Origin of the sequence: Zhongshania sp., from assembly GCF_041584495.1 — a bacterium.
Taxonomy (GTDB): Bacteria; Pseudomonadota; Gammaproteobacteria; order Pseudomonadales; family Spongiibacteraceae; genus Spongiibacter.
Window position 1 is genome coordinate 1 of sequence record NZ_JBFHDY010000001.1, and the last position, 15,267, is coordinate 15,267.

The window sequence follows — 15,267 nt, forward strand, 5'->3', positions numbered from 1 at the left end:
AATATTCAAAGGTAATTTTGATCTGAAATCAGATCGATTAGGCTGGAAGTGATTCTATTACTTATGAAGTACAGGACGAAAACTACAGACAGGACTTCGAAATGGTGTACATAAATATAGGTCGAACTTTCTAGCTGCGATTGAGTATATAGAGATTTCAGGCCGTGTCTACCCCCTATTACCAGTTATTCACTAGGGAATAAACCTATAAGCTCTGGATATTCATCGTTTTATCTATGCTTCCACCGACTTAAACTGGAGCAAAGCATCGCACGCAGCCACTCGAGTCGCAGTACTCGAGTGACAGACCATAAAACGCCCGCCGCAGCCGCCGAGAGCTGCCCAAAGCAGCTCACTCAATGCCTGATTCGGTTTCGCGCTCAGCTGCGGCGGCCCGCTCGGCTTTTGAAATATAGCGCGGTTTATTATTGGGCTGATTCTTCGCCTTCGCCTTCTTAAGCTTTTGATTTAATACCTTATTCATTTTCTTTTTGCGGTTCATAACAACACATGAGCGTATACAGCAGAAATAAAACTCGAATCCACGACATCAGCCTAAAATGCTGAGTACCCAGTCATTGAATTAGTGCGGCAATAGCGCGGGCGGCGCCATCATACGTTGAATTCAATTCCGCCAAAAGCAGTTAAAGCACCGTAATTCGTAGCTTTTAGCCCCGCCCCCAACCTGCCACTCCCCCCCTTTCTACCCGCCTAGGGAAATGTAGTAAACTCGGCTAGCAAGCAATCGTTCTCAGCACCAAGGACTCAATATTGAAAAGTAAACTTCCCGACGTTGGCACCACCATATTTTCAGTGATGTCGGCCATGGCCAGCGAGTGCGGCGCCATCAACCTGTCCCAAGGCTTTCCTGATTTCACGCCCAACGAGTACTTGCTAGATCGGCTTAGCCACCACGCCCACAACGGCAAAAACCAATACGCGCCCATGAACGGCATTCCCGAGTTGCGCCAAGCCATTGCCACACTGACCCAGGAATGCTACGGCCGCGCAATAAACCCAGACACTGAAGTCACTTTGGCCTCGGGCGCCACCGAGGCACTATTCGTTGCCATTCAAGCCGTGGTTAATCCCGGCTATGAAGTGATACTGCTCGACCCCGCCTACGACAGCTACGCGCCAGCCGTGACCTTGGCGGGGGGCAGCTGCAAACACATCAGCCTGCTGCCGCCAAGCTACCAACCTGATTGGCAGCAAATAGAAGCGGCAGTGTCGCCTAAGACGCGGCTGATTATCATCAATAGCCCCCACAACCCCACCGCCACGGTATTTAATGACGGTGATTGGCAAGCTCTCGCGAACTTGGCCGACAAACACGATCTATACGTGATTAGCGACGAGGTTTATGAACACATTGTGTTCGACCAGGCCCGCAATAGCGCCCACCGCTATCCGGCCCTGCATGACCGCACCTTTATCGTTTCTTCCTTTGGCAAAACCTTTCACGCCACCGGTTGGAAGCTGGGCTATTGCATTGCCCCACCAGCCTTGAGCGTGGAGTTTCGCAAAATACACCAGTTCGTCACCTTCACCAGCTTTACACCAGCCCAATACGCTGTGGCCGACATGCTCAATGAATACAGCCACGAGATTCACGGCCTGGGGAATTTTTACCGCAGCAAACGCGACTGCTTTATTAACGCGCTGCAGGCATCGCGCTTTAGCATGCTGCCCAGCGCGGGCACTTATTTTGCCCTTGCCGACTACAGCGCCATTAGCGACAAAAACGACGTGGAATTTTGCGAAGAGCTCACCCGCGAGCACGGCGTTGCCGCCATTCCGCTGTCAGTTTTTTATAAAACTCCGCCGAATAGCTGCATCATCCGCTTCTGTTTTGCCAAGCGAGAACAGACGCTATTTGACGCTGCCACCAAACTCTGCGCCCTGTAATTAAACAACTATACAAAGAAGCACTACGATGAAAATAGCCGCGCTACAATCGCCCCTGTACTGGCAAGACCGCGACGCCAACCTCACCTACTTCAGCGACCTTATTAGCAGTCTTGGGGAAGTTAACCTATTAGTCTTACCTGAAATGTTCACCACTGGCTTCTCTATGTCGCCAGAACAAATCGCCGAACCAGCCGACGGCCCTAGTCTGCGCTGGCTGCGTGACATGAGCCAGCTGCACAATATCGCCATAACAGGCTCCGTTGCCGTCGAAGAAAATGGCAACCACTACAACCGCCTGTACTGGGTAAGCCCAGAGGGCGAAAGCCACTACGACAAACACCACCTATTCCGCATGGCCGATGAACACCTGCACTACGCCGCTGGCAGCACGCGCAAAATAGTCGAATACCAAGGCTTTAGACTGTGCCTGCAAATCTGTTACGACCTACGTTTTCCCGTGTTCTGCCGCAATCGCAACGACTACGACGTATTGATTTTTGTCGCCAATTGGCCAGAAGCCCGCCGCCACGCTTGGTCATCCCTACTCACCGCAAGAGCCATCGAAAACCAAAGCTATGTTATTGGCGTGAACCGTGTTGGTGAAGACGGCAACGGCATCAACTACAGCGGCGACAGCGTCATCCTCGACTACCTCGGCCAACCACTGGCGCAGACCACCGCTCATACTCCAGCCATACTCAAAGCGGAAATATCGCTGGCAGAATTGCATGGCTTTAGGGAAAAATTTCCGGCGCACTTAGATGCGGACGAGTTTGAGCTGCGCTAGAGATGGTCAGACGTCTGATGGAAAGGCATTCGCTTCGCTCATATGGATTCTTACGCAAGCATGACGCTGAGCTTTTTGTTTCGCCCCTCCTGCATCTCTTTGTCACGCCAGCGAAGGCCGAGCATCGCCCCTGCAAAGGCAGGGGGGCCACTCCAGCAAGGACGCACTCGACAAATATATCGAAACCGTCACGGATTCAAAATTATTAAATAATTGAGCGCACCATACGTAACCAAAAGCGTAAGTATTAATTGAAAAGTCTCGACCACTGGCATATATCTTGAATGGCTTATAGACCAAAATAAACCAACTGAGGTATGTACATGAACCGTGAGGAACTGACCGAAGCCATCGTACTGGCAAAGAAAGCCAAAAGCCTTACATGGGAAGCGATGGCTGATGAGCTTGGCGTAGGTAAAGTGTGGCTCACATCCGCTTGTTTAGGCATGAATAGCATGCCCGAGGTACCGGCAGATAAATTGTGCGCATTACTCGAATTACCGCCCCAGGCCAAAACCACCTTAATGAGCTATCCGACTAAAACCTGGGGCTGGGATGTGCCGCAAGATCCGCTGATTTATCGCCTTTATGAGATCGTTGGCGTTTATGGCGATACGTTGAAAGAGGTTATTCAGGAGCAGTTCGGTGACGGGATTATGAGCGCCATTGATTTTTCTATGGATGTTGATAAAGAGGAAAACCCGAAAGGCGACCGCGTAGTAATTACCATGAACGGAAAATTTTTGCCCTACAAAAGTTGGTAAGCCGCTGCACTTGGTAAGGCGGTTTTCGCCGCTTTACACTTTCCCCGACTCGCACCGTCACTCCCGCCCACACAATATTGCTAAGACATATTTTGAATGACAATCACCGCCAGTAAAGCCGCCGATATCACTTGCCAACATAATACTGGGTTGCGCTCCATAATCGGCGGTTTGGCCTTTTTTAAATAGCGGCTATTGGGGTTTTGTAAATCGTAAACAAACTCCGAGACTTCTTGATAGCGCTTTTCGGGCTGGATCTGAAGCGCTTGAGCAATTGCGTAGTCTACCCAGCTGGGCAAATCGGCGCGCGCTAAGGCCAAGGGCTTATACGTCAATCTTATCTGCGCCTGTCGCGTGCTCGCGCGACAGACCTCATTGCCATAGGGCAACTCGCCGCATAGCATTTGATAAACAATTACCCCTAGCGAAAAAATATCTGAGCGGCTACTTCCGTCAAAATTTAAAAAAAACTCTGGCGCGGAATACTGCATGGTGCCCACCACGCCTTGATTGCGGCGACAGGTTTCGGCAAGGCCGGCCACTTTAGCCGCGCCAAAGTCGATAATTTTTACTGTGCCCGCGCTGTCAATCATAATGTTCTGGGGGCGAAGATCTTGGTGCACTATTTCAAGGCGATGTAACGCGCGCAGGCCATTGGCAATTTGTTCGACAATACGGCGCACCTCATTTATGGCGGGTGTGGGGTTGTCTAGCATCCACTGAGAAAGACTTTTCCCGTCGACAAATTCCGTTACCGTATAGATATAGCGCTGACTGGAATGGGGCGCGATAGAGCGCAACACATTAACGCTGTCGATACGCCGCCCTATCCAATCTTCCAGCAACATGGTTTCTAGATGTTCGCGATTGTCGCGGGTTTCAGCTGCGGGAGTTTTGATTACCACGCTCTCGCCAGTCACCGTATCTGCGGCCAAAAATACATGACTTCGGCTACTGATGTGCAGCTGACGAATTATGGTGTAACCCTCAAAGCTCTGCCGTGGCGCCAGTATTGGCGGCGGGCTCAGGGTTTCCAATAATTGGCAAACTTCGTCACGTTGCTTATCTGGGACCTCGTCTATACGCACGATTTGCAGCGTTAAATTATCTGGGCTGCCGGCTTTTAAAGCCTCATCCACCAGTTGCGCGGCGAGGGCGTCTAAATCTCCCTCATTACTATTTATCGCTTGAGCAATTGACTTGTCGGATACATATTCGTATACGCCGTCGGTCGCTAAGACATAGATATCGCCCGGCTCTATTGGAAGTTCTAGGTAGTCCATTTCCAATCGGGACTGCATGCCCAGCGCACGGGACAAATAGCTCACGTCTTCCGACACCACTCTCCGATGATCTTGGCTTAACAATTCCAGGCAGTCGCCAAGGACGCGGTACAGCCGAGTATCACCGCAGTGAAACACATAGGCGGTATTCGATTTAAAAACCACCGCGCTAAAGGTGCAAATATAGCCTTTGTCTTTATCTAAACGGTAGGGACTGCTTTGGGTTTGCGCATAAAGCCAGGCATTACTGGCCGCCAAGACTTTTAAGGCCGAGGTTTTAACAGACCACGCATCGCTGGTGCAGTAATAATCACTTAAAAAGGTTTTTACTGCGGTTTCACTTGCAAGCTGACTGACTTGACTGCTGCTGATGCCATCGGCAATTGCAACAGCAATACCCTTGGCATTACGTTGCGCTTCTGCGGGAATCAGCAGGCCGTGAAAATCTTGGTTCACTGGCTTTCGCCCGGCACTGGAACACTGGCCCGCAGAAACATTTAGCAACTTAGCTTTCATAAAAAAATCCCCGCGGTGTTACGAGCGGGGACCTCCAGTGAATAAATAATGGTGGTTAAACCAGCTTACGCTCAGGGCTAGTTCTAACATGAGTCAGGTAAAGCGGTAAACCAACCAGTAAGAAACCGCCTGCAAGATTCCCTAATACCGTAGGAATTTCATTCCAAAACAAGTAGTCAGAGATAGTAAATTCACCACCCATAATCATCGAGAAGGGGAACAGGAACATGTTTACAATTGAGTGTTCAAAACCCATGTAAAAAAACAGCATAATGGGCATCCACATTGCCGCCATTTTACTAGAGGCCGAGGTGGAGATCATTGCGCCAACAACACCCATCGACACCATCCAGTTACACAGCATGCCGCGAATAAAGATCGTAAACCAGCCACCCTCGCCGTGCGCCTTGTAACCAAGGGTCCGCGACTCCCCAATGCTGCCGACCTTGGCCGCTAGGGCGCCGCCGTCAGTGTTGTACCCGTAGGTTAGAATGAAGGATGCAAAGAAGGCAACCGACAAAGCACCTGCGAAATTACCAATAAACACCAGTCCCCAGTTGCGCAACATTTGCTTGACGGTGCAGCCCGCGCGCTTATCAATAATTGCTAAAGGAACGAGGGTAAACACGCCGGTAAGTAGATCGAATTTCATTAGGTAGAGCATAATAAAACCAACAGGGAAGAGCAGTGCCCCTAGCAAGGGATTCCCTGTTTTAACGGTTACGGTTATTGCAAAAAAGGCCGCGAGGGCCAAAATAGCGCCGGCCATATAGGCCCTCACCAACGTATCTCTGGCCGACATGAAAATTTTAGATTCGCCAGCGTCAACCATCTTTGTCGCAAATTCATTGGGTTCGATATAAGCCACTGAGTACATCCTCACACAAGTTTTTGTTAGCAGTGACACAGCAAATAACGAACCAACTTATAAACAAACGGATAAGCTAATGTTTTAATAAAGAAAAAAGGCGGGGAAATAAAAAGCCGAAGTAAAAGGCACCAAAAAAATACACATCTACTCACGCCACATAAAATACGAACGATTGCGACGCGCACATTTAAAGTGCGCCGGCAATGTCCAGTGAGTGCTTAGGGTGCAGTATAACAGCAACTGCGCTCGCGGGCCCACAATACCGTCGCCCTTGTGAAGGCGAGAACCTTAATATGCTACCGCCCTAAGCAAATGGCCCACCGGCTTGCGGCCAAACTGGCTAGCGAAGTCATCACGCGCCCAGGCGACATAACCCGCAATCATGACCAGCAGCACCACACCGCCGGAATGATTTACTAACTGCTCGTGGTTGTATTCGGCGCGGAACTGGCGAACTACGTGCTCTTCACCGTCGTAGTTCGCGAGCGCCTTTGGCCCGACCAAAGTCAAATAGGGGATGAAGCTCGGGCGCTTGCTCGTAAAAAGCATAGATTAGCTCCAGAACGTGAAGCAAAATCCGCTCAGTTGCACCCGGCTTTACACTGACTTTTGCACGCCACTACTGAGTTCGAGAAATTCAATCGCCGACGGCACTTGTTGATATAGATCTTCCATGCGCTGCTTTGCTATAACGCGCAGCATGTCTTCTTTATTTTCAAAATACTGTTAAAAGCACCCGTCGCGACACCCGCTTTGCTTGCCATGGTCTTTGCCTTGGTAGCGTGATAGCCCCGGCTAACAAAACACGCGCTTGCCGCGGTAATTAACGCGGCGCGTTTTTGTTTGGCGCTGGCTTGGTATGGCTTTCATTACGTGGCTCTAATTGGCGATTTGTACGGTGTATCAAACAGTCAATCTATGCAATGCAGGCAAAAACTAAACTAGGCGTCCAGTTCATATTTAATAGCAAAACAATAGTCCACGCTATTTGCATCACTGCCTGGTGATCTTGGGGTAAACATGGACACTCAAAATAACAGCAATGTAAATCTCACCATTTTTTTGTCGGCAAGAATAAGGCTTTTAAGTAGGCGTTGCACCTTTACGATGGCGGCCCCGTTATCGCACGCAGTGTTATGGCGGCGCCGAAGCGCGTAACCGAGCCACAACGCTACTGCAGATACTCCTTAAAATAATCCACCGCCACCTTAATCTTGGGCACGGTGTACTGCGGCTGCTGATACAGCATATAAATACTGCCCGCGGGGTGATTGGCCGTCGTCGACAAGGTTTCTGGCAGCGGTACCCACGCCAATCGACCATCGGCAATTTCTTCTGCAACGCTCCAACTCGGCAACATCGCCAAGCCCTGATCACTTAGGAGCGCCTGACGAATAACACGAATGCTATTGCTGATTTGCGCGGTGGTGATATCTATCCGCTGCCATGCACCCCGCGCCTCGGCATGCCAATGCCATATTTGCGCGGGGCTGCGATACACCAATGCGCGGTGATGACTCAACTCGGCAATAGTTTGCGGCATACCGTATTTATGAATATATGACCGCGAGGCGCACAGGCGGTGGGTGTTATCGACCAGGCGATGGGCAATAATTCGACCATCGGGTTCGCTGCCGCCGCGAATAGCAATATCGATGCCGTCGCGCTGAAGGTCGGCAGTGTGATTAGACAGTTCGAAATCAATGACAATTTGCGGGTAGCGCGATTGAAACGCCTCCAGCAACGGTAACAGTCGAACTTCACCATAATAAGGCAGCGCGCTAATGCGCAGCACCCCAGACGGCGCATTTTGATAATTGCCTACCCGGCCCTCTGCGCGATCTATCGCCGCCAATATGTCTTTTGATTCGCTGAGGTAAATTTTGCCGATCTCGGTGAGACCAACATGGCGGGTGCTGCGTTTGAGCAGTGCCGCCCCTAGCTCTGACTCCAGCGCTTGAATACTGCGCGATACCGCTGAGACCGGCACATTGGCGAGTTTGGCGGCCGCGCTGAAGCTCCCCACTTCGGCAATACAGCAGAGGTGGTGCATGGCTTTGAGCTTGTCCATTATTGCGATTCCAGCAAAAGTATTTCGTAATATTAGCTGATCATCTTCTATTTTTGAAAAAGTATACTAGTCGGCTAGTGATGAAATGCATTTAATTGTCTTACTCGAGGTAACCAGATGAACACCAGTGCTTTATTTACGCCATTCGAACTCGGCCAGCTTAAGCTCGCCAACCGCACCGTAATGGCCCCGATGACCCGTGGTTTTTCACCCAATGGCGTACCCACCGAGGCCGTTGCCGAGTATTACCGCAAGCGCGCCGAAGGCGGCGTTGGCTTAATCATTACCGAAGGCACGCTAATTAATCACCCCGCCGCCACCGACAACACCAGCTACCCATCCTTCTTCGGTGACGAGGCGCTGGCCGGCTGGAAAAAAGTCGTTGAGGCCGTGCACTCAGTTGGCGGCAAGATTATTCCGCAAATTTGGCATGTTGGCGCTACTCGTCGCGCGGGTAGCGGCCCGGTTCCAGACGCGCCCACGGCCTCCCCTTCGGGCCTCGTCTCTAAAGATAAAAAGGTGTTTGACGCACTCAGCACCGAAGAAGTCGAAGGCTTGGTAGCCGACTACGCGCAAGCGGCCTTTGACGCAAAGCAAATTGGCTTTGACGGCGTTGAGATTCACGGCGCTCATGGTTATTTGATCGATCAATTTTTTTGGGCAGACACCAATGTCCGCATCGACCGCTACGGTGGCAGTCTCGCGGCGCGCAGTCAATTTGCCATTGAGATTGTAAAAGCCGTGCGCGAACGCGTTGGCGAGGATTTTCCGATAGTGTTCCGCTGGTCGCAATGGAAGCAGCAAGATTACACGGCGCGGCTTTGCAATACTCCAGAGGAATTGACCGCATTCTTAACGCCCTTAAGCGACGCCGGTGTAGATATTTTTCACTGTAGCCAGCGCCGTTTCTGGGAGCCAGAGTTTGAGGGATCTGACCTTAATTTGGCGGGCTGGACCAAAAAGATCACCGGCAAACCCACCATCAGTGTCGGCAGTGTTGGTCTCAACCAAGAATTTATTTCTTCAATGCGTGGCGAAGGCGCTGAAGTTGCCAATATCGATAACTTGCTTGAAAAGATGGACAGTAATGAGTTCGACCTCATTGCGATTGGTCGCGCCTTACTCGCCAATGCTGACTGGGTGAACAAGGTAAAAAATGGTCAGCTTGATCAATTAAAACCCTTCACTCAAGAACATATTGGCCAGCTCCTTTAGATACCTTGCGGGGCAGGTCTTGGTGCGCATAGGTGCGTAGCACGACCTGTTTCTTTATTGGTGTTTTTAAAGACCAAAATGTGTTTATGTAAGCATCAAACTAATTCAATTTTTATACAGCGTGGTGCGAACATGAATAATAAAATTATTGGTATTGTGCTCGTTGTGGCCGGTGTGGCTTTGGCGATATAGGGCTACAACATCTATGATTCGGCAAGCGCTCAAATCGGCCGAGCATTAAATGGCGACACGCCAATTGAAGCTTGGGCTGGCATGGTTGGCGGTGTTATCAGTGTGTTAGTTGGTCTCACAAGATTAAAGTAAAACGGGTATTCCTAGGTATTACACACCTAATTGGAAGCTAAGCTGCGAGCGGGAGATTGGAATGGCCTCTTTTGTTTCAGCTGATCGCATACGATTTATCGTCAATCGATTTCGCGGACGCCTGTGGGTTAAACCCTTAGCGGTCTGCCTGCTTTCGATCGCAATCGCCTTCGTCGCCAAATTGGCTGACAGCACGGCGTTAACGCAGATATTGCCGGTGATTGCGGAGGACTCCGTTGAGTCTTTGCTGTCGGTGATGGCCGCGAGTATGCTGGTCATTGCGACTTTTTCGGTGGCATCGATGGTCTCGGCCTACGCCTCAGCGGCAAACACCGCAACGCCGCGGTCTTTTCCCTTGGTCGTCGCAGACGATGCGTCTCAGAACGCGCTCTCCACCTTTGTCGGCTCTTTTATTTTCAGTATTGTTGCGTTAACCGCGCTGAAGAATGACTATTTCGGGAGCGCGGGCCTGTTTATCCTTTTCGTGCTAACGGTGTTTGTCTTCAGTATTGTGATTCTGACCTTTGTTCGCTGGGTTGACCGCATTGCGCGCCTAGGCCGGATGGGATCAACCATTGGCAAAGTGGAAGACGCCACCGCTGGCGCCCTTGCGCGACGGCGGAATGCACCACGGCTGTGTGGCGTGGCAGTCCAGCCTGGTCGTCAAGGACAGTCGGTATTCGCCACGAGCGTGGGTTATGTGCAACACATCGATATCGCCGCGTTGCAGATATGGGCTGAGCAAAACCAAGCGCGAATTGTGGTGGCCGCCCTCCCCGGCACGTTCGCGTCGCCAGATCGGGCCCTCGCGCAGGTTATTACCACTACCGGTGATAAGCCCAAGATCGACTCCGCAGCTATCGGCAAGTCATTCCAAATCGGCAGCAGCCGCCTTTTTGATGACGATCCACGATTTGGCTTAATTGTACTGTCCGAAATTGCCAGCCGCGCCTTATCGCCAGCGGTGAATGATCCCGGTACGGCAATCGATGTGGTGGGCACACTGCTAAGGTTACTAACCCAGTGGAGCGAACCGGCAACAGCAAATCAAGACCAGCAGCCTGTTTACGATCGCGTCGAAGTAGCCGAAATATCCGTGCGTGATATGTTCGACGATGCATTCACCGCAATTGGCCGTGACGGCGCGGGCCTAGTGGAAGTATCAGTGCGCTTGCAGAAAGCCCTGCACTCGCTGGCATCAATCGGCGACGCCGAGATGCAAGCGGCTGCCGAGTACCATCGCCAGCTGGCACTAAAGCCCGCAAAAATTGCGCTAACCGTCGAAGAAGATTGGATCACTGTCCGCGACGCGGCGAAGCCGCCAGCATAGCGAACAAAACGCACCTCAACTCAAACTGACCTACACTGATTCACAGCGCTTAAAACGCCACTCAGTATTAATGAGGACGGAACGAATGACGACTTTCACACTTAACGGCAAAAAGATCTCCTCAAGTGCCCCGGGGGACACCCCGCTACTCTGGGTTATTCGCGATGAATTTGGCCTTAAGGGCACCAAGTTCGGTTGCGGCATTGCCATGTGCGGCGCCTGCACCGTGCATATGAACGGCAATCCAATGCGGTCTTGCTCGCTACCACTCGCCGCCGCGAGCAACGCCGACATCCGCACCATTGAAGGTTTGGAAGCCCGCCACCCGCTACAAAAAGCCTGGGTAGAGGAGCAAGTGCCGCAATGCGGTTACTGTCAGTCTGGTCAAATCATGCAGGCCGCAGCGCTGTTAGCGAACAAAGCCAATCCCAGCGATGATGAAATTGTTCAGTATATGTCGGGGAATTTGTGCCGCTGTATGTCGTATGTGCGCATTAAACGCGCCATCAAAAGTGCGGCTCAAAGCAGCGACGGCGTTATTCAAATATATGACCCCAAGCGGCAGACCGTGGTCGACGACAGCCTCTCGGCGCACGCTGACGAACAGGGAGTAAGCTAAGATGTCACGAATCACGAATGACAAAAACGCAGACTATAGTCGTCGTCAGTTTTTGATCGGCACTACAACCGCCGGACTAATGATGGCGTTCGCCCCGAGTGCCGCGCTAGCCGGCAATACACCCGCGTCTGAGCGCCTACAAAACAAACAGTTTAACCCCACGATCTGGTTCGAGATCGATCAAACTGGCGCCATTCTGGTGAACGTGACCCGCGCCGAAATGGGCCAGCATGTGGGCACAGCGCTAGCGCGCATTGTTGCCGACGAGCTCGGTGCAGATTGGAATCGTGTGAGTTTCAAGCATGTCGATACCGACCCTAAATGGGGCTATATGGTGACCGGCGGATCCTGGTCGGTTTTCCAGTCCTATGTACCCATGTCCCAAGCCGGGGCAGCGAGCCGCGAGGCGCTAATTGAAGCCGCTGCGGCATTACTCGGGGTTGCGGCCAAAGACTGTAAAACTGAGAACAGCCAAGTGATTTGTGGCAGCAAACGCATGGACTTTGCCGAGATTGTTAAACGCGGCAAGATCGATAAAACCTATAGCGACGAGAAGCTTGCCACGTTTTCGCCCAAGCCCGCAGCCAAACGCACGCTCATTGCCAAGCCGAGCAAGGCGCTGGATATTCCCGCCAAATCCACTGGCGCAGCGCGTTATGGCATCGACGCCGAACTCGACGGCATGATCTATGCGCGGCCGCTGATTCCACCTACGCGCTATGGTTCATCGGTGCTAAAAATCGACGACAGTGCCGCGAAAAAAGTGAAAGGTTATATCGGCTATAAAGTGCTGGAAGATCCCGCCGAGATATTACAAGGTTGGGTCTCGGTATTAGCCGACACCTACCACGGCGCGATCAAGGCCGCCGACGCGGTGAAGGTAAGCTATAAAGCTGGGGAAACCGCCGAGGTCAGTGAGCAAGACCTGATCGCTGAGGGCGAGCGACTGGTTGCCGACAAATCCTCTGGCGGGCTATTTGTTGAACACGGCAATATCGACACCGCCGCAAAACAAGCAAAAAAATCAATCGAAGGCTTATACCGCACCGCCTCTGTTTTGCACTTTGCACTAGAGCCGGTGAATGCCACCGTCAAGTTTAAAGACGGTATCTGCCATGTGTATACCGGCAATCAATGGCAATCACTGTTTCTGCCGGTGGTGGCCAAGTCAGTGGGCCTGAGTGAAGACCAAGTAATCATTCACCAGCACTATCTCGGTGGCGGTTTTGGCCGACGTTTGGCGGGTGACTATATGCTGCCCGCAGCACTCACCGCCAAAGCCACAGGCAAGCCGGTAAAATTGGTTTTCACCCGTGAAGACGACTCCCGTTTTGACTGTATTCGCTCGCCCTCGGTACAACATTTTGCCGCCTACTGGGACGCCGACAACGCCTTACAGGGCATTGAACACGCCGCTGCAGCGGGCTGGCCAACCCTCACCATGGCGCCCGGCTTTATGCCCGACAGCGTCGACAAAAAAACCAAGGTCGACAGTTTTTCTATCAGTGGCGCCGACCACTGGTATAGCTTAAACAACCATCGCGTGCGCGCCATCAATAATACCTTAGCCCAAAAAACCTTTGTGCCCGGCTGGTTGCGCGCCGTGGGGCCGGGCTGGATTGGCTGGGGCGTTGAATCGTTTATGGATGAAGTCGCGCACGCTCAGGGTGATGACCCCGCCAGCTTCCGCCTAAAACTCTTAGACGCCAAAGGCAAAAACGCCGGTAAAGCACCGGAAGCCGTCGGCGGCGCCAAGCGCTTAGCCCATGTTCTGCAAGAGGCCAAAACCAGAGCCAACTGGGGCCGCAAATTACCCAAAAATGAAGGTTTAGGACTCGCCATTGCGGCAGGACAAGAACGCGGCATGCCCACCTGGAGCGCCTGTATTGCCCACGTTAAAGTAGACCCTAGTTCCGGCAAAGTCAGCGTCATTAAGCTAACCAGCGTAATGGACTGCGGCATGGTGGTTCACCCCGACGGCGCCCTCGCGCAAACCGAAGGCGCGATGCTGTGGGGCTTGAGCATGGCACTGCACGAAGGCACCGCCATTAAAGAGGGCCAGGTCGCTGACCGCAACCTCAATACCTACACGCCACTGCGTATGAGCGACGTGCCCGAGCTGGACATTAGCTTTGTGCAGAACACCGAGTTCCCGACGGGGCTTGGCGAGCCGGGTGTTATTGCGGTGGCGCCAGCCATTGGCAACGCGATTTTCAATGCCGTTGGCGCCCGTCTACGCAATTTGCCGATAAAGCCGGCCGATGTTAAAGCGGCGATGAAAGCCTGAAAACAGCACACCTTCCCCGGCTGTGCTGCGCTAGATGACGATGTGGGCCTTTTGTAAGACCCACATCGTCACCCCCACACGCGTCCAACTTCTCTCCGTGAGCTATTCAGCGTAGACTGCTGCCCTCTCAATTAAATACAAGCTTATGACCAAGCGCAGCAATAGCGATGATTTCCGCACGCTCTTCCTCAAGGACATTCCCTTGTTGGACGTACGTGCGCCGGTGGAATTCAATAAAGGTGCCTTCCCCTGCGCCACTAATATTCCACTGCTCGACGATGAGCAGCGGCATGTTATTGGTACCCGCTATAAAGAGCAGGGCCAAGATGCCGCCATTGCACTTGGCTGGAAGCTGGCCACCCCCGCAATTCAAGCCCAGCGTATTGCAGACTGGACGCGCTATGTTCAGCAATATCCCGAGGGCTACTTATATTGTTTTCGCGGCGGTTTGCGCTCCAATCTCAGTAAAAAACTCATTGCCGAAGCCGGTATTGATTACCCCTTAATCACCGGCGGCTACAAAGCCATGCGCCGCTTTTTAATTGATGAGCTAGACATCCACAGTGCCGCCTTGCGCGAAGCTAACACGCCGCTAGTGCTCGTTTCAGGCCGCACCGGCAGCGGCAAAACACGGGTTATCCAACGCATTGCCCGCAGTTTTGATTTAGAGGGTTTCGCCAATCATCGCGGCTCGGCCTTTGGCCGTCAGGTTCAGCCTCAACCCGCACAGATTGATTTTGAAAACACCTTGAGCATTGCGGTTTTAAAGCTGCGCGACGCCCACCCCCAGTCGCCATTGTTCACCGAAGACGAGGGTCATATGATTGGCTCGGTGACCTTGCCGCTTGAGCTGCAGGCCACCATGCAACAGGCGCCACTGGCCGTATTGGAAACCCCGCTTGAAGAACGAATCGACATCGCCTTAGAGGAGTACGTGCTTAGCGCGCGGCCGGAATACATCCAAGCCTTTGGCGAAGAGCTGGGCAGCGAAAAATTCCGAGAGCAAATTCTTGGCAACCTCAACCGTATTCGCAAACGTCTCGGCGGTGACCGCCACAAAGCGCTAACGGCTATATTCAGCGCCGCGCTCAGCGAGTTCGAAAACACCGGCAATGCCGATAGCTTTCGCCCCGGCATAGAAGTATTACTAAGCAATTACTACGACCCCATGTACGACTACCAACAAAGCCGTCGCGATGGCCGCGAAATTTTTCGCGGCAACAAAGACGAGATCGTGGCTTGGGCACAACTTTACACGCCAACATAATTCCCTTTACTCACTCTCTACA

At 52.3% G+C, this 15,267-nt stretch carries 15 protein-coding genes; 9 read left to right on the forward strand and 6 right to left on the reverse strand.

Annotated features, from left to right (window positions below; translation table 11 throughout):
• Positions 1–352: 352 nt before the first annotated feature.
• Positions 353–502, reverse strand: coding sequence for a DUF2986 domain-containing protein (locus ABYP33_RS00005; RefSeq protein WP_373086824.1), 150 nt, complete (start codon positions 500–502; stop codon positions 353–355).
• A gap of 269 nt (positions 503–771) precedes the next feature.
• Here ABYP33_RS00005 and ABYP33_RS00010 point away from each other — a divergent pair, with 269 nt between their 5' ends.
• From ABYP33_RS00010 to cynS, 3 genes are all read left to right on the forward strand, one after another.
• Positions 772–1,908, forward strand: coding sequence for a methionine aminotransferase (locus ABYP33_RS00010; RefSeq protein WP_373086825.1), 1,137 nt, complete (start codon positions 772–774; stop codon positions 1,906–1,908).
• A gap of 28 nt (positions 1,909–1,936) precedes the next feature.
• Complete coding sequence (locus ABYP33_RS00015; RefSeq protein ID WP_373086827.1) at positions 1,937–2,698, forward strand: amidohydrolase; 762 nt, start codon at positions 1,937–1,939, stop codon at positions 2,696–2,698.
• 323 nt (positions 2,699–3,021) lie between these two features.
• Positions 3,022–3,462, forward strand: coding sequence for a cyanase (cynS, locus tag ABYP33_RS00020; protein ID WP_373086829.1), 441 nt, complete (start codon positions 3,022–3,024; stop codon positions 3,460–3,462).
• A gap of 80 nt (positions 3,463–3,542) precedes the next feature.
• Here cynS and ABYP33_RS00025 read toward each other — a convergent pair whose 3' ends face one another.
• From ABYP33_RS00025 to ABYP33_RS00045, 5 genes are all read right to left on the reverse strand, one after another.
• Positions 3,543–5,261 (reverse strand): protein kinase, encoded by a 1,719-nt coding sequence (locus ABYP33_RS00025; RefSeq protein WP_373086831.1) that lies wholly within the window; start codon positions 5,259–5,261, stop codon positions 3,543–3,545.
• A gap of 55 nt (positions 5,262–5,316) precedes the next feature.
• On the reverse strand, positions 5,317–6,129 hold the full coding sequence (locus ABYP33_RS00030) for a formate/nitrite transporter family protein (protein WP_373086832.1): 813 nt from the start codon (positions 6,127–6,129) through the stop codon (positions 5,317–5,319).
• 291 nt (positions 6,130–6,420) lie between these two features.
• Positions 6,421–6,681 carry a hypothetical protein gene (locus tag ABYP33_RS00035; protein WP_373086835.1) on the reverse strand — a complete coding sequence of 87 codons (261 nt, stop codon included), beginning with the start codon at positions 6,679–6,681 and terminating at the stop codon, positions 6,421–6,423.
• Positions 6,682–6,818: 137 nt separating this feature from the next.
• The gene (locus ABYP33_RS00040) at positions 6,819–6,956 is read right to left on the reverse strand and encodes a TetR family transcriptional regulator (RefSeq protein WP_373087007.1); all 138 of its coding nucleotides are present in this window, start codon (positions 6,954–6,956) and stop codon (positions 6,819–6,821) included.
• A gap of 347 nt (positions 6,957–7,303) precedes the next feature.
• On the reverse strand, positions 7,304–8,203 hold the full coding sequence (locus tag ABYP33_RS00045; protein WP_373086837.1) for a LysR family transcriptional regulator: 900 nt from the start codon (positions 8,201–8,203) through the stop codon (positions 7,304–7,306).
• Positions 8,204–8,320: 117 nt separating this feature from the next.
• Here ABYP33_RS00045 and ABYP33_RS00050 point away from each other — a divergent pair, with 117 nt between their 5' ends.
• From ABYP33_RS00050 to mnmH, 6 genes are all read left to right on the forward strand, one after another.
• Positions 8,321–9,418, forward strand: coding sequence for an NADH:flavin oxidoreductase (locus tag ABYP33_RS00050; RefSeq protein WP_373086840.1), 1,098 nt, complete (start codon positions 8,321–8,323; stop codon positions 9,416–9,418).
• A gap of 201 nt (positions 9,419–9,619) precedes the next feature.
• Positions 9,620–9,742, forward strand: coding sequence for a DUF3185 family protein (locus tag ABYP33_RS00055; RefSeq protein ID WP_373087010.1), 123 nt, complete (start codon positions 9,620–9,622; stop codon positions 9,740–9,742).
• 61 nt (positions 9,743–9,803) lie between these two features.
• On the forward strand, positions 9,804–11,072 hold the full coding sequence (locus tag ABYP33_RS00060; protein WP_373086843.1) for a DUF2254 domain-containing protein: 1,269 nt from the start codon (positions 9,804–9,806) through the stop codon (positions 11,070–11,072).
• An 85-nt stretch (positions 11,073–11,157) separates the two neighbouring features.
• Complete coding sequence (locus tag ABYP33_RS00065) at positions 11,158–11,691, forward strand: (2Fe-2S)-binding protein (protein ID WP_373086845.1); 534 nt, start codon at positions 11,158–11,160, stop codon at positions 11,689–11,691.
• Between the two features lies 1 nt (position 11,692).
• On the forward strand, positions 11,693–13,978 hold the full coding sequence (locus tag ABYP33_RS00070; protein WP_373086847.1) for a molybdopterin cofactor-binding domain-containing protein: 2,286 nt from the start codon (positions 11,693–11,695) through the stop codon (positions 13,976–13,978).
• A 145-nt stretch (positions 13,979–14,123) separates the two neighbouring features.
• Positions 14,124–15,245, forward strand: a complete 1,122-nt coding sequence (gene mnmH / locus ABYP33_RS00075) for a tRNA 2-selenouridine(34) synthase MnmH (protein ID WP_373086849.1) — start codon at positions 14,124–14,126, stop codon at positions 15,243–15,245.
• Positions 15,246–15,267 lie beyond the last annotated feature (22 nt).